15 protein-coding genes and 3 CRISPR repeat arrays are annotated in these 21,840 nt (G+C 69.3%); of the genes, 5 read left to right on the top strand and 10 right to left on the bottom strand.

Annotated features, from left to right (window positions below; translation table 11 throughout):
• Positions 1-27: 27 nt before the first annotated feature.
• A CRISPR array of direct repeats spans positions 28-2,011; the repeat unit is 29 nt; unit sequence GAAGTCCCCACGCAGGTGGGGGTGAGCCG.
• Between the two features lie 193 nt (positions 2,012-2,204).
• From ACMXN5_RS50255 to ACMXN5_RS50275, 5 genes are all read right to left on the bottom strand, one after another.
• Positions 2,205-2,672, bottom strand: coding sequence for an NUDIX hydrolase (locus ACMXN5_RS50255; RefSeq protein WP_439681821.1), 468 nt, complete (start codon positions 2,670-2,672; stop codon positions 2,205-2,207).
• Positions 2,669-3,319 (bottom strand): dTMP kinase, encoded by a 651-nt coding sequence (gene tmk / locus ACMXN5_RS50260; protein WP_439681822.1) that lies wholly within the window; start codon positions 3,317-3,319, stop codon positions 2,669-2,671. The genes ACMXN5_RS50255 and tmk overlap by 4 nt, the downstream gene beginning before the upstream one ends.
• Positions 3,316-4,815: a B12-binding domain-containing radical SAM protein gene (locus ACMXN5_RS50265; RefSeq protein WP_439681823.1), complete on the bottom strand. Its 1,500-nt coding sequence runs from the start codon at positions 4,813-4,815 to the stop codon at positions 3,316-3,318. Before ACMXN5_RS50265 ends, tmk begins: the two co-directional genes overlap by 4 nt.
• Positions 4,772-5,605, bottom strand: a complete 834-nt coding sequence (locus ACMXN5_RS50270; protein ID WP_439681824.1) for a hypothetical protein — start codon at positions 5,603-5,605, stop codon at positions 4,772-4,774. The genes ACMXN5_RS50265 and ACMXN5_RS50270 overlap by 44 nt, the downstream gene beginning before the upstream one ends.
• A gap of 773 nt (positions 5,606-6,378) precedes the next feature.
• The gene (locus ACMXN5_RS50275; RefSeq protein ID WP_439681825.1) at positions 6,379-7,668 is read right to left on the bottom strand and encodes an IS256 family transposase; all 1,290 of its coding nucleotides are present in this window, start codon (positions 7,666-7,668) and stop codon (positions 6,379-6,381) included.
• A gap of 502 nt (positions 7,669-8,170) precedes the next feature.
• Between ACMXN5_RS50275 and ACMXN5_RS50280 the strand changes: the two genes are divergently transcribed.
• Positions 8,171-8,437 (top strand): hypothetical protein, encoded by a 267-nt coding sequence (locus ACMXN5_RS50280; protein ID WP_439681826.1) that lies wholly within the window; start codon positions 8,171-8,173, stop codon positions 8,435-8,437.
• 826 nt (positions 8,438-9,263) lie between these two features.
• A complete protein-coding gene (locus ACMXN5_RS50285) occupies positions 9,264-9,602 on the top strand; it encodes a hypothetical protein (protein WP_439681827.1) in 339 nt (112 codons plus the stop codon).
• Between the two features lie 943 nt (positions 9,603-10,545).
• Positions 10,546-11,734: a CRISPR direct-repeat array (repeat unit 29 nt; unit sequence GAAGTCCCCACGCAGGTGGGGGTGAGCCG).
• Positions 11,735-12,028: 294 nt separating this feature from the next.
• Here the strand turns inward: ACMXN5_RS50285 and ACMXN5_RS50290 are convergent.
• Together ACMXN5_RS50290 and ACMXN5_RS50295 are read right to left on the bottom strand one after the other, a co-directional pair.
• Complete coding sequence (locus tag ACMXN5_RS50290) at positions 12,029-12,712, bottom strand: class I SAM-dependent methyltransferase (protein WP_439681828.1); 684 nt, start codon at positions 12,710-12,712, stop codon at positions 12,029-12,031.
• A 184-nt stretch (positions 12,713-12,896) separates the two neighbouring features.
• On the bottom strand, positions 12,897-13,331 hold the full coding sequence (locus ACMXN5_RS50295; RefSeq protein ID WP_439681829.1) for a hypothetical protein: 435 nt from the start codon (positions 13,329-13,331) through the stop codon (positions 12,897-12,899).
• Between the two features lie 233 nt (positions 13,332-13,564).
• On the opposite strand from ACMXN5_RS50295, the gene ACMXN5_RS50300 reads away from it, so the two are divergent.
• Both ACMXN5_RS50300 and ACMXN5_RS50305 read left to right on the top strand, forming a co-directional pair.
• Positions 13,565-14,899, top strand: a complete 1,335-nt coding sequence (locus tag ACMXN5_RS50300) for a hypothetical protein (RefSeq protein WP_439681830.1) — start codon at positions 13,565-13,567, stop codon at positions 14,897-14,899.
• A 44-nt stretch (positions 14,900-14,943) separates the two neighbouring features.
• On the top strand, positions 14,944-15,426 hold the full coding sequence (locus tag ACMXN5_RS50305; RefSeq protein ID WP_439681831.1) for an NUDIX domain-containing protein: 483 nt from the start codon (positions 14,944-14,946) through the stop codon (positions 15,424-15,426).
• Between the two features lie 24 nt (positions 15,427-15,450).
• On the opposite strand, the gene ACMXN5_RS50310 is transcribed toward ACMXN5_RS50305, so the two are convergent.
• Both ACMXN5_RS50310 and ACMXN5_RS50315 read right to left on the bottom strand, forming a co-directional pair.
• On the bottom strand, positions 15,451-16,011 hold the full coding sequence (locus ACMXN5_RS50310; RefSeq protein WP_439681832.1) for a hypothetical protein: 561 nt from the start codon (positions 16,009-16,011) through the stop codon (positions 15,451-15,453).
• A 450-nt stretch (positions 16,012-16,461) separates the two neighbouring features.
• A complete protein-coding gene (locus tag ACMXN5_RS50315) occupies positions 16,462-17,076 on the bottom strand; it encodes a pentapeptide repeat-containing protein (RefSeq protein ID WP_439681833.1) in 615 nt (204 codons plus the stop codon).
• A gap of 409 nt (positions 17,077-17,485) precedes the next feature.
• Here ACMXN5_RS50315 and ACMXN5_RS50320 point away from each other — a divergent pair, with 409 nt between their 5' ends.
• A complete protein-coding gene (locus tag ACMXN5_RS50320) occupies positions 17,486-17,620 on the top strand; it encodes a hypothetical protein (RefSeq protein WP_439681834.1) in 135 nt (44 codons plus the stop codon).
• A gap of 1,372 nt (positions 17,621-18,992) precedes the next feature.
• Positions 18,993-20,547: direct repeats of the CRISPR family, unit length 29 nt; unit sequence GAAGTCCCCACGCAGGTGGGGGTGAGCCG.
• A gap of 113 nt (positions 20,548-20,660) precedes the next feature.
• Here ACMXN5_RS50320 and ACMXN5_RS50325 read toward each other — a convergent pair.
• Positions 20,661-21,821, bottom strand: a complete 1,161-nt coding sequence (locus tag ACMXN5_RS50325; protein WP_439681835.1) for a transcriptional regulator — start codon at positions 21,819-21,821, stop codon at positions 20,661-20,663.
• Between the last annotated feature and the right edge of the window lie 19 nt (positions 21,822-21,840).

Here is a 21,840-nt window from a genome sequence, read left to right on the forward strand (position 1 = left end):
CCCTCAAGAACCCGCAGGTCAGCAAGGGAAGTCCCCACGTAGGTGGGGGTGAGCCGATCCGCGTCACCTGGATGCCCGCGTGCGCGAAGAAGTCCCCACGTAGGTGGGGGTGAGCCGGCCCTGATCAGCGGAAAGGGCTGGATGGAGGAGAAGTCCCCACGTAGGTGGGGGTGAGCCGGTCAGGGGTGGTTGAGGGGGTCAACTCCCTCAGAAGTCCCCACGTAGGTGGGGGTGAGCCGTCGCTGGAAATCACAGTGTCGCGGTACAACTTGGAAGTCCCCACGTAGGTGGGGGTGAGCCGAGGACAGGCGGACCGCCCTCCGGACGCCGGAGGAAGTCCCCACGTAGGTGGGGGTGAGCCGTCGCCGAGCCGCTCACGAGCATGCCGGGTACTCGAAGTCCCCACGTAGGTGGGGGTGAGCCGAGAGCGGGGAGTTGCTGTCGCGCGCCTATCGGGAAGTCCCCACGTAGGTGGGGGTGAGCCGAGACGCCCCCGTCCCTTGCCCTTCTCCGTCCCGAAGTCCCCACGTAGGTGGGGGTGAGCCGACCGGGGAGGTGATGACCGCAGTACGCGCGGGGAAGTCCCCACGTAGGTGGGGGTGAGCCGTCGCTGGGCCTCGACGCCGAGAAGATGACTGCGAAGTCCCCACGTAGGTGGGGGTGAGCCGGGGACCGTGTCGCGCACGGTCCGGGCGCTCGTGAAGTCCCCACGTAGGTGGGGGTGAGCCGCTCCCACGCCGATTGCGAACGTACCGAACGTAGAAGTCCCCACGTAGGTGGGGGTGAGCCGCAGCAGTTGACCCCCGAAGACGTCCGTTCGATGAAGTCCCCACGTAGGTGGGGGTGAGCCGGGCGCGTTCCTCGCGTTCCTGCTGGTCGCGGCGAAGTCCCCACGTAGGTGGGGGTGAGCCGCGCTGGGAGGCGTAACAACGACAACGGCCCGCGAAGTCCCCACGTAGGTGGGGGTGAGCCGACCATGCCGGCCGTGTCGTGCTCCTCGATCCAGAAGTCCCCACGTAGGTGGGGGTGAGCCGAGGTGAGGTTTTTCCCGCTCGTTCGTGACGCTGAAGTCCCCACGTAGGTGGGGGTGAGCTGGCGCGATCTACGACGCCTGGGACCAGGACCGGGAAGTCCCCACGTAGGTGGGGGTGAGCCGGCCGTCTGGGATGACCGCTACGACGAGGTCAAGAAGTCCCCACGTAGGTGGGGGTGAGCCATAGTGAGAGTCGGCTGTCGGATCGGCCATTTGGAAGTCCCCACGTAGGTGGGGGTGAGCCGGCCAGTCTCGAACGGGTCTTGTCGGCGGGTGCGAAGTCCCCACGTAGGTGGGGGTGAGCCGCGGGCGGTCATCGCGTCGCAGACCCCGCACTCGAAGTCCCCACGTAGGTGGGGGTGAGTCGGTGAGGAGGGCATCCAACATGTCCTGCTCCATGAAGTCCCCACGTAGGTGGGGGTGAGCCGCGGCGACGGGCACCACCGGGTTCGTGTGGCGGGAAGTCCCCACGTAGGTGGGGGTGAGCCGCGTCCACAGACGACCCCCGCGGTGTTCGGTGTCGAAGTCCGCACGCAGGTGGGGGTGAGCCGTCGCGCGGCGGCTCGGACGACGCGGGAACGTCGAAGTCCCCACGCAGGTAGGGGTGAGCCGTCGCGCGGCGGCTCGGACGACGCGGGAACGTCGAAGTCCCCACGCAGGTGGGGGTGAGCCGGAGCGTCGTGACAGACACGACGAACCACCGCGGAAGTCCCCACGCAGGTGGGGGTGAGCCGCGGCTTGCTCAGGCTTACCCGGATGGGGATGTGAAGTCCCCACGCAGGTGGGGGTGAGCCGCCGTACGGGCCGTCAGGCGCTCCCCCATGCCTCAAGTCCCCACGCAGATGGGGGTGAGCTGCTCGCCCGCAGCACGGCGCAACGCGTCGGACGGAAGCCCCCACGCAGGTGGGGGTGAGCCGGGCCTGAGAGCCTTCACCGCCGAGCGCCGTGAGAAGTCCCCACGCAGGTGGGGGTGAGCCAGCCGGACCGATGTCCGCCCCGCCGGTGAGCCGTGGGGGTTCTTCTGATGCGACCGAAGCGGGGGCCTGGTCAGCGTGGGTGGTGGGTTTCGCGACGTGCGGTTCGCGACTTGGTTGTGAACCGGTGTTGTGGCTGGCCGGCGGTGCGCCTGTTTGCCTTGAAGCGTTGGTGATGACGGAGGGCTGTGGGTGGTTCAGCTCCCGGGTCGGTCTTTGCCGGTGTGTGGCCAGCCGTGTGTGGTGAGGCCGGGTTTGCCGTTCAGGTATGCGCGTAGTCCGGCTTCGGGGTAGGGGATGAGGTCGTCGGGCAGGTCGTGGATGGTGAACCAGGCGAGGCGCAGGCATTTGTCGGGTTCGCGGTTGACGGGTTCGTTCTCCCATGTGGTGGCTTCGAAGAAGAATCCGATGCGGTCGGGTGCGTCGTCGCCTTGGTGGTGGTGGACGGTGTGGACGAGGCGGAGGTGGTGGGGGTCGACGACGACGCCGGTTTCCTCGTATGCCTCGCGGGCGGTGGCGGTGGTCAGTGTTTCGTCGGGGTCGAGTTTGCCGGAGGGGGCGTGCCATCGGCCGTGGCCGTAGGGGCCGCCGCGTTGGGACAGGAGGATCTTGTCTCCGTCGCGGAGGATGAGATGTACGTCGATGACGGGGGTGGTGGGGTTCATGTTCTCTGTTCGGGTGGGGGGACGCGGTCGGGGGCGACCCTAGCCGAGGTGATTCCGGTCGCGTGCACGATCGCGGCGGCGACACTCGTGGGGGTGAGGGCGTCGGCGTCCAGGCGCAGGACGGGCACGGCCATGTCCCGCAGGGTGACGATCGCCTGTTCGTACAGGTCGAGTTCGCGGGTGACGTTGTCGGGGTCGTCCTCGAAGCGGTGGTGGGATCCGCGTGTGTGCAGGCGTCGGGTGACGGTGGTGGCGCGGGCGGTGAGTACGACGGCGAGGTCGGGCAGGGTGATGCCGGTGTTGATGGTCCGGATGAACTGTGCGGGGACGCCGTCCAGGCGTTGCAGGACGAGGCTGGAGGCGAGGTAGCGGTCGCAGACCACGGTGTGGCCGGCGGCCAGGTGGGGGCGTATCTCGGTGTCGAGGTGGTGGTGTCGGTCGGCGGCCACGAGCAGGGCGAGGGCGGTGCCGCGTACCTCTTGGGCCAGGCGTCGGGTGGCGATGCCCAGGGCGCTGCCGGAGGGTTCGGTGGTGGGGTGGACGGTGTGCCCGGCTTCGCGCAGTCGGTGGGTGATCGCGGTGACGGTGGTGGATTTCCCGACTCCGCCGGGGCCGTCCACGGTCAGGAAGTATCCGGGGGCGTTCATCGGGCGTCCGTCGGGGGGTGGGTGCGGGCGTGTTGGCGGCGGGTGAGGTCGGCGAGCCGGCGGCGGAGGGTGGGCAGGGGGGTTTGGGAGAACGCGATGCCGACGGAGAAGTTGAACTCGTCGCGCTGCCGCATGCCTTCGTCCGCGCCGTCGTCGGTCAGGTCCACGTCTTCGTACGCCTGCATGCGGTGGGGGTCGTGGCCGGCCTGGACGAGCCGGCCCCACACGGGGGAGCCGGGGTAGGGGCGGAACTCGAACACCGAGGCGCGGAAGGTGCCGGGCAGGCGGTCGGACAGGGACCACAGGTGTTCAATGTGTGCGACGGTCGCGGTGAGGTCTGCGGTGTGTTCGTCGGGGTAGCCGAGGATGAAGTAGCCCTTGACGTCGATTCCGCGTTCCATCAGGCGACGGGCCACCGTGAGGGTCATGGCGGTGGTGATGCGTTTGTCCATCATCGCCAGGACCCGATCCGAGCCGGATTCGATGCCGAGTGCGACCTCGCGCAGACCGTTGGCGGCGAGGGTGTCGAGCATGGCGTCGTCGAGGCGGTGCAGGACGTTGATGCGGCCGGTGGCGTCCCAGACGTAGCGGTCGCCGGTGCGGTCGGCGGTGAAGGCGTCCATGGCGGTGCGGATGATCCGTTCGGCGCCGAGGAACAGGTCGTCGACGAACCGGAACGCGGTCGCGCCGTGGCGGGCGTTGAGGTGGTCGAGTTCGGCGAGGATGCCGGTCGGGGTGCGGGTGCGGATCGTGAGGTCGCGGTTCATGGAGACCGCGGCGCCGCAGAAGCCGCAGTCGTAGGGGCAGCCGCGCGAGCCGACGATGTTCGCCTCCACCCGTCCGTCGGCGGCCCGGTAGGGGTCCTGCGGCAGGAACGTGCGGTCCACGAGGGGCAGTTGGTCGACGTCGGGGGACAGCCAGGGGTTCGGGTCGCCGCAGTGGAGTCCGACGGCGATGGTGTCCGGGTGCGGGTCGCGCCACATCACCTGCGGGAGTGTGGCGCGGCGGGTGTGGTCGTCCAGCAGTGCGGCGACGCGGGTTTCGCCCTCGCCCAGGATCAGGGCGGTCAGTCGTTCGAACCGCGGATCGCGCAGCACCGTGTGCGGCATGGCCTTGGCGTGGTGGCCCCCGACCATGATCTTGATGTCCGGGTCCAAGGTGTGGGCGATGCGGGCGGAGAGGGCGTAGGTGGGGGCGAGGAGGTTGAATCCCGCCCAGCGAGGTCGGGCCCGGTTCACGAGGGCGGCGGTCTCGTCGATGCCCAGGCCGTGTGCCTCGGCGTCCAGGAGGCCGACGTTGTGGCCGGCGTGTCGGGCGTAGGTGGCGATGTAGGCCATGCCCAGCACGGGAAGGGTGTAGTCGTTGACGCGCGGGCGCACGGTGTAGTCGCGCAGGGGAGCGTTGACGAACACGGCGTCCAGGGTCCGTGTCGGGTCGACTCCGGCGATGAGGTCAGTGCTGTGCCGTGGTGCCTCCGTACTGCCGTTGGTCGGCATGTGATGTCCCCCAGGTGAGTGTGAACAGTGTCAGGGCGTGCAACTGCCGGTCGTTGCGGGCCCATCGGCGCCAGTGGGTGCCGAACTCCTTTTCGGTGGCGGGCCAGGGGTGGTCCGGGGCGATGCGGCGGGCCCAGGTGCGGACGGCCAGGTCGTGGTGCGGGTAGATCGAGAAGTCGCCGGTGAAGTCCGCCGCGGCCGCGGCGGCGGTCCACGGGCCGATGCGCGGGACCTCGTCCAACGCCTCGACGAGCGCGCCTGCGGGCAGGGCGCGCCATCGATCGCCGTGTTGGAGATAGGCGTGCGCGGCGGCTTGGAGCGCGGTGCGGTGGAACAGGGCGCCGACGTTTTTGAACGCGTCCTCCGAGAGTGCGAGGACCGTCTCGGGACCGGGTGCGGTGGACAAGCGGCCCGCGGTGGTCTCCACGGCGGGACCGTGGGTCGTACACCAGGCATGGTGGATCCTGCGGGCCTGAGCGGCCCGGACGACCTGGCGCAGGATCGCGGTGCTGATGGCCTCCCACAGGGAGGGGTTCGGGATTCGTACTACCGTGCCCAGGTTTTTCAGCGCCGTGTTCAAGGGCTTCGGTACTGCGGGTAGTTCGTCGGGTTCGGTGACGGTGACGGCGGGTTTGGGGTCGTCCTCGCCGGTGACGACGTCCAGCCGCAGTCCCTCGCCCGGGTCGAATGTGGCCAGCCACAGGCCGGATCCGGTGTCCAGGAGGCGTACGCGGGCACCGGTCGGGTCGGTGGTCCAGGCCGGATGGTCGGTGGTCGGGGTGACCGTCACGAGTGCTCCTCGGCGAGGTGGTGGGGCATGCGGACAGCATGTCCCGGCTCGGGCCTCCGGCGATGCGTTTCGACGTGATGTCACCCCAGGACCCGTTCTCGAGCCGGGGCTTTCCCTCGGGCGGCGGCCGAGGTGCTCGTTGCGCTGCTGTGGCTGACCTTGGCCCGCGCCGACGGCACCGTCGACGTGGACGCCGTCGGTGGCCATGGTCGTCCTGGACGCGTCGGAGACCGGGAAGAGGGCGGGCATTACCCGCCCGGCCGGCGGGATGACCGGCGACGGCGCCACCCGGTCGGAACCGGCAGCACCGGCGCGGTCGATCCGGGGCCCTGACGCCACGCTGTGCTCCGGTGCCACTGCCCCGAACGCGTCCGCGGCGGAACTTCTGCGGACACCGGCGAAGCCCTGCCTGCCCGATACCGACGATACGGACCGGAGCCCGGTCGAGACGCCCGACACAACGAGCCGCAATCCCGGCCATACTGCCCGAGCCCCCGCCCGACGCCCGCGAGTGGTCGGCCGAACGACGAACCCCACATCACGGACCGGGCGCCCCAACCACCCCAGGCCACCGGGCGCTTCGGCCTGCCCACCCCGCCAGGTCGCGCACCGTGAACCCCACCGGCCACCGCCCGACTTCGCGTACCAGGGCGAATGTACTCGGAAAGCCGAAATCCTGCCCGACCTCTGGGGGCGAAACGGGATTCGTCAGTTCAACTCAGGCCGTCTCAAGGGTCTGTAAATCGAACGGTGTAACGGGGTTGATGTAGTGGTCAGTTGCGTCCGGCGGACAGGCGTCCGTCGAAGGCGATGTCGAAGGCGTTCAGGGCTGCTTTCCAGCGCATGGTCCAGCGTTTGCGGCCCTGACCGGTAGGGTCGAGCGACATGATCGCCATATAGACGCACTTGAGGGCGGCCTGCTCGTTGGGGAAGTGTCCGCGCGCCTTGACCGCCCGCCGGATCCGCGCGTTGACCGACTCGATCGCGTTGGTCGAGCAGATCACCGTGCGGATCTCCGTGTCGAAGCTCAGGAACGGTACAAACTCCGACCAGGCGTTCTCCCACAGCCGTACGATCGCCGGGTACTTCTTCCCCCAGGCGTCGGTGAACTCCACGAAGCGTTCGAGTGCGGCCTCCTCGGTCGGAGCCTGATAGACCGGCCGCAGGGCCTTGGCGATCTTGTCCCAGTCCTGCCGTCCGGCATAGCGAAAACTGTTCCGCAGGAGATGGACGACGCAGGTCTGGACCACGGTCCGCGGCCAGACGGCCTCGACGCTGTCGGGCAGACCTCTGAGCCCGTCGCAGACGAGCATGAGCACGTCCTCGACGCCGCGGTTCCTGATCTCGGTCAGCACGTGGAGCCAGAACTTGGCCCCTTCCGCGCCGTCGCCGGCCCACAGGCCGAGGATGTCGCGGTGGCCCTCGGCGGTGACCGCCAACGCGACGTAGATCGGCCGGTTGGCGACCTTGCCGTCGCGGACCTTCACGTTGATGCAGTCCACGAACACGACCGGGTAGACGCGGTCGAGCGGCCGGTTCTGCCACTCGGCCATCCCGTCGAGGACCTTGTCGGTGATCGTGGAGATCGTCTGCCGCGACACGTCGGCCCCGTAGACCTCGGCCAGGTGGGCCCGGACCTCGCCGGTGGTCAGACCTTTCGCGGACAACGAGATCACCATCTCGTCCACCCCCGACAGACGCCGCTGCCGTTTACGGACGATCCTCGGCTCGAACGACCCCTCGCGGTCTCGCGGCACCGATATCTCCACCGGGCCCACATCGGTCAACACCGTCTTCGCGCGGGTGCCGTTGCGCGAGTTCCCGCTGTTGTCCCCGGCCGGATCGTGCTTCTCATACCCGAGGTGGTCGGTGATCTCACCCTCGAGAGCGGACTCGAGGATCCGCTTGGTCAGCTGCTGAAGCAGCCCACCCTCACCCACCAGATCCAGACCTTGGGCACGGGCCCGGCCCACCAGCTCGTCGATCAACCGGCCGTCCACAGCGTCATCGACGACACCTCCAACCGGGCTGTCCTGCACAGGCTCTGACATCACGTCAGTCATCTCTCGGCGTCACTTTCATGATCAAGTTCCACCGTTAGTTTTACAGTCCCCGTCTCAACAATGCCCCCGGTAGTCGGGAAGTCCTCTTGAGGACGGGGCGGGGTGGTTCGTGTATTCGCGATTTTCGGTTCGGTGGTCACTGGTGTGGTTGTCGTGGCACTTCCTGAGTGCCAGGTGTGATCACGGCCGATCGAGGGGCTCATGGGGCGGAGTACAGGCACGGTCGCGGTAGCGGTGGTGCTGCTGGTGGTTGTCGGGTGCGATGGCGGTGACGGCGACACAACTGCGGAGCGCATCACTCCGTTACTGGCACCTCCGTTTGGCCAGGTTCTGGTGGTGTCGAGCGCGGAGGACGTTGCCGGGGCCAAGGCGGTTGAGGTCTACGGGCGGTACGACCGGATGCAGGGGTCGGTTGAGGCGGGGTTGGCGTTGGACCAAGCCCGCGCTCGAAAAGACGGCGATCGGTCGCGCTGTCAGCCTCATTCAGGGGATCGTCGGCACCGTGAGCACCACCGGGATCGCCCTGCCGGGGGCGCCCGCGCCTCCGGCGCCGCGCGACGTGGTGGTGTCGCTGTCGAGCACGACACCGACCGTCACGCTCGCCGCCTGCGTCGACATCACCGGGCGGCGGCCCGTGCATCGGGACGGCACCCTGGCGCTGATCGCCACCCGGGTGTCCCGTTACATCCGCGCGTACACCCTCGCCCGTGACGTGGCCGGGATCTGGCGCGTGGCCGCCATGGATGCCCAACGGGACAGGTCGTGCTGAGGTACGCGGCGGTGGCTGCCGACCGTTGCCCATGCCGACGGCGTTGTCGACCTGGACGTCGACCGCAGCACGGTCGTCTTGGACGTATCGGAGACCGGTATGAGGGCGGGCAATACCCGTCCGAGCGGCGGGACGACCGTCGACGGTGCCGCCTCGGCCGCAAGCGGCAGGTCCGGGTCGCTCCTGGCCCCGTCGATCCGATCCGAGGGCCTCCGACGATACGCAGGCCGCCGATGCGGCGACGATCTTGAGCGCAACGTGCTGTGTGGGCCCGATCGGCCTCAACCCGATCGGGCTGCGCGACGCGTCACAGGCCTGGTCATGGTGTTTTTGATTCTCGAACTCGCATGCTGATTTGGCTACTTGGATGGTTGACTGGCGGAGAGGGTTGGTGACGGCTCGATGGGCGGAGGGCCCGGGGGCTCGGGGTTACGCGCGTCGGCCCGCGCGGGCGTCTCGGCACTCGACGTCGCGTGCGCCCTGAATGGGCTCTTACGGATGTGTCCGATCGTGAGTGCCCCGCCTTCCGACGAAGAGTGAGCCATTGCTTGTCCGCTGTTGCCGCCCGCGTCTGGTGCGGCGCGGTGGTGTCGTCTTTCGAGGTGTGTCCCCAGGAGGAGCAGCAGTGATGCGTTGCCCGCGGTGCCGGCAGGTTGATCAGGTCGTCAGGGTCCGGGCCCTGTACGAGAGCGGGGTGGCGGTGTCCCGGACCCGTGGGCGGGTATCCGTGCGTCTGGAGGGCCCACGTGGCCTGGAAAGTGCGGTCGGGTCCGTGCATGGTAAGGGCAGGGCGCAGACGTCATTGTCGCGTTCGTTGAGGCCGCCGGTGCGTCCGTGGACGGCGCGGGGATGGCGGCAGGCGTTGGTGGCGGCGTTCGTGGGCATGTTCGTGACGGCGGCGGTGATCAACGCGATCCTCGGGTCCGCGGCGTCGGGGGTGGCCTTGTTGCTGGCGGTCTGGTTCCTGGTCGTCTACCGGCGGCGGTATCGCGTGGCCCATCCCCAGTGGCAGGAGCAACGTGCGGTGTGGGCCCGGTTGTTGTGTTGTCGCCGGTGCGACGGGGTGTTCCTGCCCGCGGACGACACCGCGACGCATGCGCGTGGACGCCTCGTGGAGCGGCACGCCATGCCGGCGTTCCTCGCGGAGTGCGTCGGTCTCCGGTAGGGAGTCGTTTGACTGAGCCGCCGGTGGCCTTCTCATGGGCGGCAATCCGAGAGAGGCCGCCTACGCGAGTGGGGGAGGGTCGGGCGTGCCGTCGAAGACAGGGCCGCCGTACCGGACGTCCCTGTGCGAGCGGCGCGCCTGCTCCCATGCCTCGTACTCGGCGGGATCGGCTGGGCAGCGTTTGCTGAACGCCTTCCACTCGCACTTTCGTGGGTGTGACTTCCTGCGGGTTGTGTGCTGCGGTGCATGTGCTCGATGTGGCCGATTTTCTCGGTGAAGGCCCGATTGCCGTACCGGCAACGGCGGTTGTGAACCGCCTGCGACATCCGGCGGTCTTCACGCGCGACTTCGTCGATCGGCTGCCGTCGTGCTCGTACGTGGCCGTGAGCGTCTGCTCGTCGGCGAAGTTCCGCGAATCCGCCGGGCGATCACGGAGGTCATGCAGGCCGGCACGCGGGAGCCTGTGGCCGGGTCGCCATCTTGACGAGGGCGCCGTGTTGTCCACCGCCCTCGACGTGTTGCTATCCGGAGTGTGCGACGTCACGGTGTGGAGAGCCGACGCCATTGCACCGGACCGTCCACCGTGGCGGCCGGCGCGGGGAGAGGCCCTCGTGCGGGTGGGGATCGTCGGGTCTTGATCGGTATGTCCGGCGGCCCGAGCGACCGGAGGCAGGGCTCGTATCCTTGTCTCGTGGCTGCGTCGGATTCAAGCCGATCTCGTTCCGGACCTGTCGATGACGGCGGGAGCTTCAAGGCGGACACGCCGCGAATGACACCGCACGTCCGTCCGGCCGACGCGCAGACAGGACCAAACCATGTGACAACGCCCAGCTCGCGAACGATTGCCGATATGCCGAAGCGAAAACAGGCAGGAAGCTTGCCGCAATGACCCTGTTTGCATCACGAATCGGCAAAGTCCTCAAGAATCCGCAGGTCAGGAAGGGAAGTCCCCACGCAGGTGGGGGTGAGCCGGGCACGGAGGAGGCGCGCGAGGCGATCGAGACGAAGTCCCCACGCAGGTGGGGGTGAGCCGACGTAGGCCATGGCCTGACCGATCGGCCGGTCGAAGTCCCCACGCAGGTGGGGGTGAGCCGAAGGGCCTGCCCGGGCCCCGGGTGGACATGGGGAAGTCCCCACGCAGGTGGGGGTGAGCCGGCGAAGGCGCGTCGGGCGAGTGCCCGCCGGGCGAAGTCCCCACGCAGGTGGGGGTGAGCCGGTCGACGAACTCAACGGCGACCGGGCCCGGGTGAAGTCCCCACGCAGGTGGGGGTGAGCCGGCTGAGGCGATGGGTTTCGGCCGCGACCGTGCGAAGTCCCCACGCAGGTGGGGGTGAGCCGGCCGATGCCGTGCCCCGACGCGACGCCCCTACGAAGTCCCCACGCAGGTGGGGGTGAGCCGTGCCCGGTGCCGCAGTCCGATTGATCCCGGACGAAGTCCCCACGCAGGTGGGGGTGAGCCGCGCCGTAGAGTCGCCCGACCATGCGCCGTCAAGAAGTCCCCACGCAGGTGGGGGTGAGCCGTGACTTGACACCCACCGACATCCCGGAACTGTGAAGTCCCCACGCAGGTGGGGGTAAGCCTCCGGCGAACTCACCGCGATGCGCCACGAGTCCGAAGTCCCCACGCAGGTGGGGGTGAGCCGGGCTCCGGCTACATCCAATACCCCGACGGCGAGAAGTCCCCACGCAGGTGGGGGTGAGCCGTATTCCAGGAGTTCGAACGGCGCGACGGTTCCGAAGTCCCCACGCAGGTGGGGGTGAGCCGTCGACGCCTGGTGGCTGCGCCACATGGGCCTGGAAGTCCCCACGCAGGTGGGGGTGAGCCGCGCGGCGCCCTGCACATCCACTGCCGCCCGGAGAAGTCCCCACGCAGGTGGGGGTGAGCCGGCGCACCGCCGACGAGATGGCCGTGGACCTGGGAAGTCCCCACGCAGGTGGGGGTGAGCCGGTAGGCGTGCCACAGGGCGATCGACGCGGCGGGAAGTCCCCACGCAGGTGGGGGTGAGCCGACCGAGCCGGTGGAGGAGACGCTGTCCCGCGAGGAAGTCCCCACGCAGGTGGGGGTGAGCCGCCGAGCAGGCGGACGAGACCAGCTACCCGGAGGAAGTCCCCACGCAGGTGGGGGTGAGCCGCCCCGGACTCTCACCTCCGGGGCTCCTCCGACGAAGTCCCCAGCAGGTGGGGGTGAGCCTACGAAGGACGTAGCGCGGCGGCGACTCAAGCGGGCCGCGCGCCTTCGGACAATCGCCCACTCGACCTACTACCAGAGTTCGCCCGGCAGCCATCAGCGCCGGATGGCCCGCCGCCAGGTCCAAGCGGCCGACACCGGGGTTCGCAAGCCGTGGTTACCAGCCGTGCCGACGGCCTCTTCCGGGCCGAGATGGCGACCATCGTCGGGGTGAGCGTGTCCCGGATCGCCGACATCCTCAAGGTGTCCGGCGCGCGCTGAGGTGCCCCCGCTTTGGCTTTCGGGCTCGGACGATCAGGGTGCCGAGGTTTTCCGGGTCGGGTGCGGGCAGGACGTGGGCGTCGATCCCGTCGAAGCCTTGGTCGGTGAGGATGTCGGTCCACATGGTGGGGGTGTAGGCCCAGCGTTGGACGTGGAGTTCCTTGCCCTTGTAGCCGTTGCCGTACATGCCCTGGGGTCCGTAGCAGCCCTCGATCGCCGGGGCCTGGGAGAAGGCCAGGACACCGTCGGGAGTGAGGTGGTCGTGGACGAGGGGGAGGAGTTTGCCGGGGTCGGAGAACCACACCGCGCCCCAGCGGGAGTAGATCGCGTCGAAGACCGTGTCCGTGGCTTCGAGGAAGGCGCAGACCTCGGCGTGTACGAAGGTCGCCCCGGAGACGTGGGCCCAATGCCGGGTCGCCCGCTCGCACATGGCGGGTGACAGGTCCACACCGGTGGCGAGGATGCCCCGGTGGGCGAGGTAGGCGATCTCGGTTCCGTCGCCGCTGCCCAGTTCCAGGACGGTGCGCGGGTGGGCGCCGAGGAGTTCGGCGCCGGGGCCGTGACGGTCCCACTGGGTCCAGAAGAATCCTCTGTCGGTGGGATCGTTCGGGGGTTCTTCGAGGACGTCGGCGAACCGATCCCAGTAGCTTTCAAGGCTCATGTGCGGCGACGATCCTCGCGGGGTGCGGGGGCGGTGTCCGCCCCTGCCGACTCGGACGGCGTCACGCTACTCGTCCGAAATCATGATCGCCGCCCGATCGTTCGCGTTCCCCCCAAACGCGGGAACGGCGAAGCCGGAGACACCGACTCGCGGTGCCACCGGCTTCCATGTTCCGCGTGGTGAATCAGTGGTGCTTGGTACCCGGTGCGCACGGGGAGCAATCCGCGAGGTCGGCCTCCCACAACGGCCGGTCGACCTCGAAGCCGGCGGCCTCGATGGCGTCGGCGGTGCGGCCGACGGTGCCGTCCCTCTTGCGTTCGATCGCGGGCGAGTGGTGCAGGAACTCGCCGTTGTTGTGCCGGGCGCAGAAGTCCGCGTAGATCGCGGTGTCCAGGATGAGGGCGTGCACGCCGTGGTCGACGAGTTGCCCCACACCCAGCACCTCGACGTCGGCCGGGGTCTCCATCGCGGTGATCAGGTAGGCGATGGCCTGCCCGAGGATGCGGGCGGCCGTGACGGTGTCGAAGGGGTGGTCGCGGACGAGGAGCGCGACCTCGCGGTCCCACACCTCCGGGGTGACGAAGGCCCGGGGATCTCGGACGGCGGTTGCGGTGGTCATGACCGTTTCCCTTCCTCGTACGGAGCCCCGATCCGGGGCCTTGGTCCCCAGTGCACCGCCCGGCTCGGTGACGCGGTCATCGGGGCGCGGCGGGGGCAGCCGGGGTGCGTCCGGTGCGTGGGGTTGCGCAGGGTTGCGGACCCTGCCGTACGAGTCACCTCGCGGCGTACAGTGCGGACACATCGCTTCGTGTCCCGCTCGACGAGTGCAGGAGGCACGCCATGGTCAGACCCGTGAGCAACCGCACTCTGGAACAGCTCATCATCGCCAGCGGATACAGCCACGGAGCGGTGGCGCGGCACGTCAACGTGGCCATGCGGGGCGGCACCGCATACGACAAGGCGACGGTCTACTACTGGCTGCGCGGGCGCAATCCGGGCCCCGAGACGCATCGCGCACTCGCCGCCGTCCTCACCCGCGCCCTCGGGCGACGCGTGGACCCGGCGGAACTCGGCTTCGGCACCACCGGCCCCGTACTGGACCGGGTACTCGACTTCGCACCCTCGATCACCGACGGCATCGAGACCGCGACCGCACTGTGGACGGTTGGCATGGACCGGCGCTCGTTCCTCACCGGTTCGGCGTACGTGGCCGGCGCCACCCCGGCCGCGGCGCTCGCGTGGCACTTCACCCCCGACGACCACACCGCCGCCCGCCCCCTCGACGGCACGCGGGTCGGCCCCGGGCACGTGGAAGCCCTGCACCGGGCACGCATGCGCTTCCTCGACATCGACCGCGAACAGGGCGGCGGGAGTGCCCGGCAGTGGGTGACGGACTACCTGGTCCGCCAGGTCGCACCGCTCCTGCGCGGTCGATACGACGACCACGTGGGCCGAGACCTCCTCGGCGCCGCCGCACAGATCACCGAACAGTGCGGCTACATGTACTACGACTCCGGCGCCCACGGCGCCGCACAACGCTACTTCGTCCAGGCACTACGCCTGGCCAAGGCCGCCGGAGACCGCGCCTTGTCCGCACACGTCATGTCGAACATGTCCGTTCAGGCATGCTTCCTGGGCCGCGCCGCCGACGCCGTTCAACTCGCCCGCGCCGCCCAAACTGCGGCCGGCACCAACGCTCCCGCTGCTCTCATGGGGCGCCTCGCCGACACCGAGGCGCGCGGACACGCCCTTTTGGGCGACGAACGCGGGAGCCGCCACGCACTTGCCCGCAGCGCGGACCACCTCGAACGCATCGGCACCGGGCCGACCACACCCGACTGGCTCACCTCGTACACACCGGCCCACCACGCCGGTTCCCGCATGCACGTCCTGCGCGACCTCGGACGCCTCGACGAGGCCGCACGGCAAGCCGAGAGTTCCACGGACACGGGTTCGACCGGTGTCCGGGCCCTGCACAGCATCCTGTTCGCGTCCGTGCTCCTCCGGCGCGGGGAGGCGGACCATGCCTGCTCCATCGCCACCCGGGTGCTGGACACCTCCCACGGAGTCGCCTCCAAGCGACTGCTGGACAGAATCGCCGAGTTCCGCGCCGAAGCCGCAGCGCACGCAAGAATCCCGGCCGTGACCGACTTCCTCGAACCCTCCCGAACCGCCCGCGCGAACTGATCTCCCACCCGCACACGCCGTCCGCCGCGGCTAGGGTCGGGGACGTGACTCGTGAGTTCCTGCCCCCCGAGCAGTGGTACGGCCAACTACCGATGCTGTACGCCGCGGCCTGCGCACTCATCACCGACACCCAGGGTCGGGTCCTCCTGGTCAAGCCCAACTATCGGGATCACTGGAACATCCCCGGCGGATTCGTCGACCACGACGAACCACCCCACGAGGCGTGCGCACGCGAACTCACCGAGGAACTCGGCCTCCAACTCACCGTCGGCAACCTGCTCGTCATCGACTGGGCCAAATCACAAGGGGATCGACCGCGCCCGATCACCAGCTGGTTCTTCGACGCCGGCACCCTGACCGCCGACCAGATCGCCGCCATCCGCCTCCAAACCGAGGAACTCGACGAATACGCGTTCGTCACACCCGAACAGGCCGCGACCCTCCTCCCCGGAAACGTCGCCCCCCGAATCCCGGCCGCCCTCGACGCACGTCGGCAACGACACACGATCTACCTGCCGCGAAGCTGACCGGCGACTCGACGTTCCGCGAAGTCAGCGCTTGACCCGTCCTCGGATGGCGAGCGCGGCCAGGCCCAGGAGAATGGGTTCGAGGAAGCGGGACGTCATCTCGATGTAGGCGCCTGCGGTCGTGAGGTTCTGGTCGGACGAGCGGAAGACCACGGAATTCAGGACCACCCGGGCGGCTTTCTCGGCGCGCTCGCCGGTCAACCGCTCGTGGGGTGAGCCGGTCAGCACGGGGTCGGGGTTGTCGGTGACCAGGCGCACCGGCTGCCCGGGTGCGGCCTGAGTGCCCGTGGTCAGCGGCTTTGGGTCGGTGTTTCGCAGTCCCCAGAGCATCATCGCGAGCACCGTGGCGGTCATGGCCAGCAGCAGCCAGGTCAGGGCACGGGAGGCGCGCAGCCCGTACCCGGACAGGGCCCAGTAGGCGGTGAGCAGCCCGCGTTCGGCGCGGCTACGACCGGGGCGCCGGTCGAGGCGGTGCATCTCCATCTCGCCCATGTAGAAGTCGGCGGCGCCGGGTTCGTCCTTGCCGTCTTCGAAGGCCTTGCGGAGCTGGCGGTACAGCGCGGCGAGCGCGGCCGGGCCGGGCACGGGGGACGGGGAACCGGAGGGCGATGGTGGTGCGGACGTCCATCCGGTGCGCAGTCGGGGGCGGCGGCGGGGCAAGGACAGGGCCCGCCAGTGGTGTTCCTCGGCGAGGGCCAGGCGGTCGGTCCAGCGCAGGGGCAGGCCGCGGAGCAGGTCGGTCCCGGGGGGTGTCCGGGCGAAGCGGGTCGCCCTCCAGGCGCGGCTGGTCGAGGTGGAAGGCGCCGAGGAACCGGCACGCGGTGAGGTCGGTGTCGGTCAGGACCAGGTGCGCGGCGTCGACCCCGCTCACGCTCAGCACCCGTATCGGGTCGGTGTCCGCAGCAGCCGAGACGACGGCGAGGGGGAAGTTGAGGACCGCGCCGGTCATGTCGAGGTCGGCGTGCCACAACCGCAGCGTCGCGGTCGCCTCCCACCGGGTCCGCTCGCACCGCACCGCGGCTGCCGCAGTCTCGATCACCACCGGAGCACCGAACACCGCTCCCGATACGTCCAACTCTCCCCAACACCACAACGGCCCCAGCACCGCGACCGACTCGAACCGCACACTGTGAACCAGACATCGCCATCGACGACCACTCCGTCGAAGTCGGCACTGGTGGTGAATATCGCGTCGCCGAACCGGGCGTCGGCGCCGAATATGGCGCCGCCGAACCAGGCGGCGGCGGAGAACGTCGCACCGTCGAACCGGGCGTCGGCGATGAACCTCGCGCCACCAAACCGGGCCTCTGCACCGAATGTAGCGTGGTCGAACTGGGCGTCGGCAGTGAACGTCGTGCCGCCGAACCGGGCCTCGGCAAGGAACGTCGCGCCACGGAACCGCGCATGGGGGGAGAACATCGCGTCGCTGAACCGGATGCCCGCGCTGAACGTGGTGCCTTCGAATCGGGCGTCGACGCTGAACCTCACGCCGTTGAACCGGGCGGTGGCGGTGAACGTCGCACCGCTGAACGAGGCGTCGGCGCCGAACGTCGCGCCGCCGAACCAGGCGATGGTGGTAAACGCGGACCCATCGAAACGGGCCTCGGCGATGAACCTCGCGCCGTCGAACCGCGCCTCGGCGGAGAACACGGTGCCCTTGAACCGGGCTTCGGAGCCGAACGTCACGCCGCCGAACCGGCGGCGGCGGAAAACATCGCGCCGTCGAACAGCGCTCGTCCAAGGCGCGGGTGGATGGTGCCGACGTCGCGGAGCGCGTCGAGGAGTTCGGCCAGGAGAGGGCCGTCGAAGGTGGTGCCGCGGTGGTCGACGTCGGATCCAGGCGTCAGGGCCGCGAGGTGGCTGGTGCGATCGGTGGGGTTGAGGTGGGCTAGGCGTATTCACCCGTGAGGTTGGTGACGCGTACGCCCCGGCATCCGACGGGGTCGGTCGTGGTCGTGCCTTCCGCGCAGTGCGGCCACGGCGGGGGAGTGGGCGAAGGCGTGGGAGGCGACGTCATGCCACCGTGGGCGACCCGGAGTGAGGTCGCGGTTGCGAGCCGATGAATCCGGTGCCGATCGGGCAGGACCCGGACGAGTCGGACGACTCCTCGCGCGATGCGAAGGGCCGGCCGTTCACGCTGATCATCGACGCTGTTCGCGGGCAGATGCCATCGGAAAAGCTCGTAAACCCGTGAAGATCCTGAAGGGCTTTCGGGCTGGTCAACCCGCATTTCTCGCACGTCCGTGCAGGTCGCGAATCCGCTGTACACACAACAGAAGGTTCCGTGCTCGCTGCCGTCGATACGCCCGATGTAGTCGCGCGTGGCGTCCTCTTTGGGGGCGTACGACGTCAGCGGGGGTCTGTGGGGTGTACGCCTCGGGGATTTCGTACTGCGCCTGATCGTCGGGTCGACTGCGATGTCGCCGTAGGCATCGCGCACTTGGGACGCGCTGTCCCGGTAGACCTTCCCGCCGAAGATGCTGGTTGCGCCCTCCCCGATGATTACCACGGAAGTCCCCACGCAGGTGGGGGTGAGCCGCTCTCGGCCTGTTGGTGGGCGAACGTACGTACGTTCCGCTATACGGTGGGGTTGTTCGGCCGGTGCCGGGGACTCTCCCGTGACTTGCGACCGGGCGTTCCGGAGTGGTCCCTCGTGGCTGTCTATGCTTGTGGCGATGAGGTCGCCCGCACGGTAAGGAACGGGACCCGGGGTGCGGACGGGGTCGTTCACCTCATCCCCTTGGCGTGATCGAATCCGCCTGGCCGGCCGGCGTGCCTCGGCGGATCGTGTCCTCCACCCATGATCAGTCGGCCAGTTCCGCGCCGAAGTCGACGCACACGAACGCACCCCGACGGTGCGGGACTTCCTCGAACTCACCCGCAATCGCTAGGCGCCGTCGACCCGTATCGAGCAGCGCTGTGGACGGTCTGTTCGGGCGTCGCCAGGTCTACACGCGCGGTGCGGTAGCCCTCGCGCAACGTCTAGCGGTGGTAGTCCCAGAGGCCACCGAGCGCCTGGTCGTCGGCGAAGTTCCGCGAATCCGCCGCGCGATCACGGAGGTCATGCAGGCCGGCACGCGGGAGTCTGTGGCCGGGTCGCCATTCTTGACGAGGGTGCCGTGCTGTCCATCGCCCTCGACGTGTTGCCACCCGGAGGGTGTCACGTCACGGTGTGGAGAGCCGACGCCATTGCACCGGACCGTTCACCGTGGCGGGCGGCGCGGGAGAGGCCCTCGTGCGGGCGGGGATCGTCGGGCCTTGATCGGTACGTCCGGCCGCCCGAGCGACCGGAGGCAGGGCTCGTATCCTTGTCTCGTGGCTGCGTCGGAATCAAGCCGATCTTGTTCCGGACGCGTCGATGGCGGTGGGCTTTCAAGACGGACACGCCGCGAACGACACCGCACGTCCGTCCGGCCGACACGCAGACAGGACCAAACCATGCGACAACGCCCAGCTCGCGAACGATTGCCGATATGCCGAAGCGGAAACAGGCAGGAACCTTGCCGCAATGACCTTGTTTGCATCACGAATCGGCAAAGCCCTTAAGAACCCCCAGGTCAGGAAGGGAAGTCCCCACGCAGGTGGGGGTGAGCCGAGGCGTGGACGTGCAATCTGTGCGAGCGCGTCGAAGTCCCCACGCAGGTGGGGGTGAGCCGGCGCACTCCGCCGCCTCGCTCCCGAACGGCGAGAAGTCCCCACGCAGGTGGGGGTGAGCCGTGACCGCGGCGCAACTGGACCACCTGCTGGACGAAGTCCCCACGCAGGTGGGGGTGAGCCGGTGTGGACGCTTGTGGCGTGATCATCTCCGGTGAAGTCCCCACGCAGGTGGGGGTGAGCCGCCACCCATCCCGGGGCGGTTGGTCCACCCCTGGAAGTCCCCACGCAGGTGGGGGTGAGCCGGCACGCGTGGGCGTGGGTGCGCTGGGCGGTGCGAAGTCCCCACGCAGGTGGGGGTGAGCCGTATTTCCACCACGTCTGAGCCATGGTCCAGAAGAAGTCCCCACGCAGGTGGGGGTGAGCCGGCGGCTCGGGCGGTCGCGGCCAAGCACGCCGCGAAGTCCCCACGCAGGTGGGGGTGAGCCGGTGATGTTCGACCCGGCCGACAGCGACGATCGGAAGTCCCCACGCAGGTGGGGGTGAGCCGTACATGGCGGGCAGCGCGGCTTCCTCGCCGTCGAAGTCCCCACGCAGGTGGGGGTGAGCCGCACCATCGCGAGGACGAAGACGCAGGTCATCGGAAGTCCCCACGCAGGTGGGGGTGAGCCGATGAACCCGGCGACGCGGGCCACCTTCGATGCGAAGTCCCCACGCAGGTGGGGGTGAGCCGGCGGCCACGACGGATCGCGAGTTGGCCGCCGTGAAGTCCCCACGCAGGTGGGGGTGAGCCGGACGCCTGGAACGTGCTGGGTTCGCTGGAGAGGAAGTCCCCACGCAGGTGGGGGTGAGCCGTCGTGGGGTGCGTCGTACCAGCAGATGATGCGGAAGTCCCCACGCAGGTGGGGGTGAGCCGTCATGGACAAGGGCCTACCGATTTGGCTCAAGGAAGTCCCCACGCAGGTGGGGGTGAGCCGGTCCCCGGTATCCACCTGTATCAGCGTGTCCCGAAGTCCCCACGCAGGTGGGGGTGAGCCGACCACCAGCGCGGTCGCCACGATCCTGGCGAAGAAGTCCCCACGCAGGTGGGGGTGAGCCGTTCCTGCCCGAGGCGGCCGAACCGGGCTTTGCGAAGTCCCCACGCAGGTGGGGGTGAGCCGCCGGGCCGCCAGGAAGGGAGTTGTGGTGTCAGGAAGTCCCCACGCAGGTGGGGGTGAGCCGTAGAGGCCGACCTGCGCCACTACTACCCCGGGAGAAGTCCCCACGCAGGTGGGGGTGAGCCGCACTCGATTCCAGGGTGTCAAAGCAGAGATCAGAAGTCCCCACGCAGGTGGGGGTGAGCCTAGCTGATGCTCAGTCAGGTATGAGTGGGCGTCGAAGTCCCCACGCAGGTGGGGGTGAGCCGCGGGCGCACGGTGATGGGGGTCTGTACGCCGAGAAGTCCCCACGCAGGTGGGGGTGAGCCGCGCTCTACCTCGTGAGTTACGACCCGGCTCCGGAAGTCCCCACGCAGGTGGGGGTGAGCCTACGAAGGACGTAGCGCGGCGGCGACTCAAGCGGGCCGCGCACCTTCCGACAATCGCCCACTCGACCTACTACCAGAGTTCGCCCGGCAGCCATCAGCGCCGGATGGCCCACCGTCAGGTCCGGGCGGCCGACGCCGCGGTCCGCAAAGCCGTGGTCACCAGCCGTGCCGACGGACTCTTCAGGGCCGAGATCGCGGCCATCGTCGGGGTGAGCGTGTCCCGGATCGCCGACATCCTCAAGGCGTCCGGCGGGAGTTGACGAGCTGCGTCTCGGTTGGAGGCGGCGCGTGTGAGCAGCGCGCGGGCCCGGGCGTTGCCGGTGTGTGGTGCGAGTCGGGTGCGCATGGTGGCGTGGTGGGCGTTGAGGCGTCCCGAGTGGACGTACGGGTAGTCGTCGAGGAACGCGTCCCAGGATGCGCATGCCTCGTCGAGGCGACCGTCGTCGAGTTGGAGTTCGGCGAGTTGGGCGGTCGAGCGTGCGCGGCTGCGGCGTTCGCGGGCGGGGCGGATCCGGTTCGCCTCCAACATGGCGTCGATTGCGCCGGAGGTGTCGCCGAGGGCGGCCAGGACGTGGCTGGTGTGGAAGGCGAGTGCGGCGTGGTGATAAGAGCCGAAGGCTTCCGGGCCGCTGGTTGCCTGGTCGAGTGCGCGTTCGGCCTGGCCGAGATGGTTGAAGGTGGCTCGGCGGTCCTTCACCTCGGCGAGGGCGTGGGCCTGCTGTCCGGTGAGGAACGCCCGCATGCGGGGTGCGCCCAGGGCGGTCGCCGCCGAGGCTGCGGCGTCCGCGAGATGCAGCGACTGTACGCCGTGCTTGAGTTGCACGGCCTGAACGCTGAGGCCGCGTAACGCCGTTGCGTAGGTAATCTCGTCCCCTGCTTCCCGGGCCAGGTGCATGGCGTTGACGTAGTAGCTCTGGGCGAGGCCGTCGGCGCGTTCGTCCATCGCCATCCACCCGAGCAGGTGGGTCAGTTCGGCGGCGGCCGAGAGCATGTCCCGGCGCACCGCGTCCGGCGCGCCCGCCCGCAGATACGGCACGACCGTGTTGACCAGGTAGGCAGCGGCCGGTGGGCGTGCGGCGCCGCCGCCGTGTTCGTCGTCCATGTCGGAGAACGCCTCGGCCATCGCGCGCACAGTCCGCACGTCCGGGGCGCCGTAGCGTGGATTGTCGGCGGTGCGGATCGTGTCCGCGCGGGCCGATGCCTCGGCCCACCCGGGCACGGTCAGCGCGGTGGAGAAGACGGCGGCGACCACGACGGCACGACGGGTGGGGTCCATGTCCAGGCTCCCGATCTCG

Source organism: Embleya australiensis (assembly GCF_051903075.1).
Classification (GTDB): domain Bacteria; phylum Actinomycetota; class Actinomycetes; order Streptomycetales; family Streptomycetaceae; genus Embleya.

What these genes read in the sequence shown, in the direction of transcription:
- ACMXN5_RS50320 (WP_439681834.1), top strand. Translation starts at nt 17,486, where the DNA reads ATGAATCCGGTGCCGATCGGGCAGGACCCGGACGAGTCGGACGACTCC.
- ACMXN5_RS50255 (WP_439681821.1), bottom strand. Translation starts at nt 2,672, where the DNA reads ATGAACCCCACCACCCCCGTCATCGACGTACATCTCATCCTCCGCGAC.
- ACMXN5_RS50325 (WP_439681835.1), bottom strand. Translation starts at nt 21,821, where the DNA reads ATGGACCCCACCCGTCGTGCCGTCGTGGTCGCCGCCGTCTTCTCCACC.
- ACMXN5_RS50295 (WP_439681829.1), bottom strand. Translation starts at nt 13,331, where the DNA reads ATGACCACCGCAACCGCCGTCCGAGATCCCCGGGCCTTCGTCACCCCG.
- ACMXN5_RS50265 (WP_439681823.1), bottom strand. Translation starts at nt 4,815, where the DNA reads ATGCCGACCAACGGCAGTACGGAGGCACCACGGCACAGCACTGACCTC.
- tmk (WP_439681822.1), bottom strand. Translation starts at nt 3,319, where the DNA reads ATGAACGCCCCCGGATACTTCCTGACCGTGGACGGCCCCGGCGGAGTC.
- ACMXN5_RS50290 (WP_439681828.1), bottom strand. Translation starts at nt 12,712, where the DNA reads ATGAGCCTTGAAAGCTACTGGGATCGGTTCGCCGACGTCCTCGAAGAA.
- ACMXN5_RS50275 (WP_439681825.1), bottom strand. Translation starts at nt 7,668, where the DNA reads ATGACTGACGTGATGTCAGAGCCTGTGCAGGACAGCCCGGTTGGAGGT.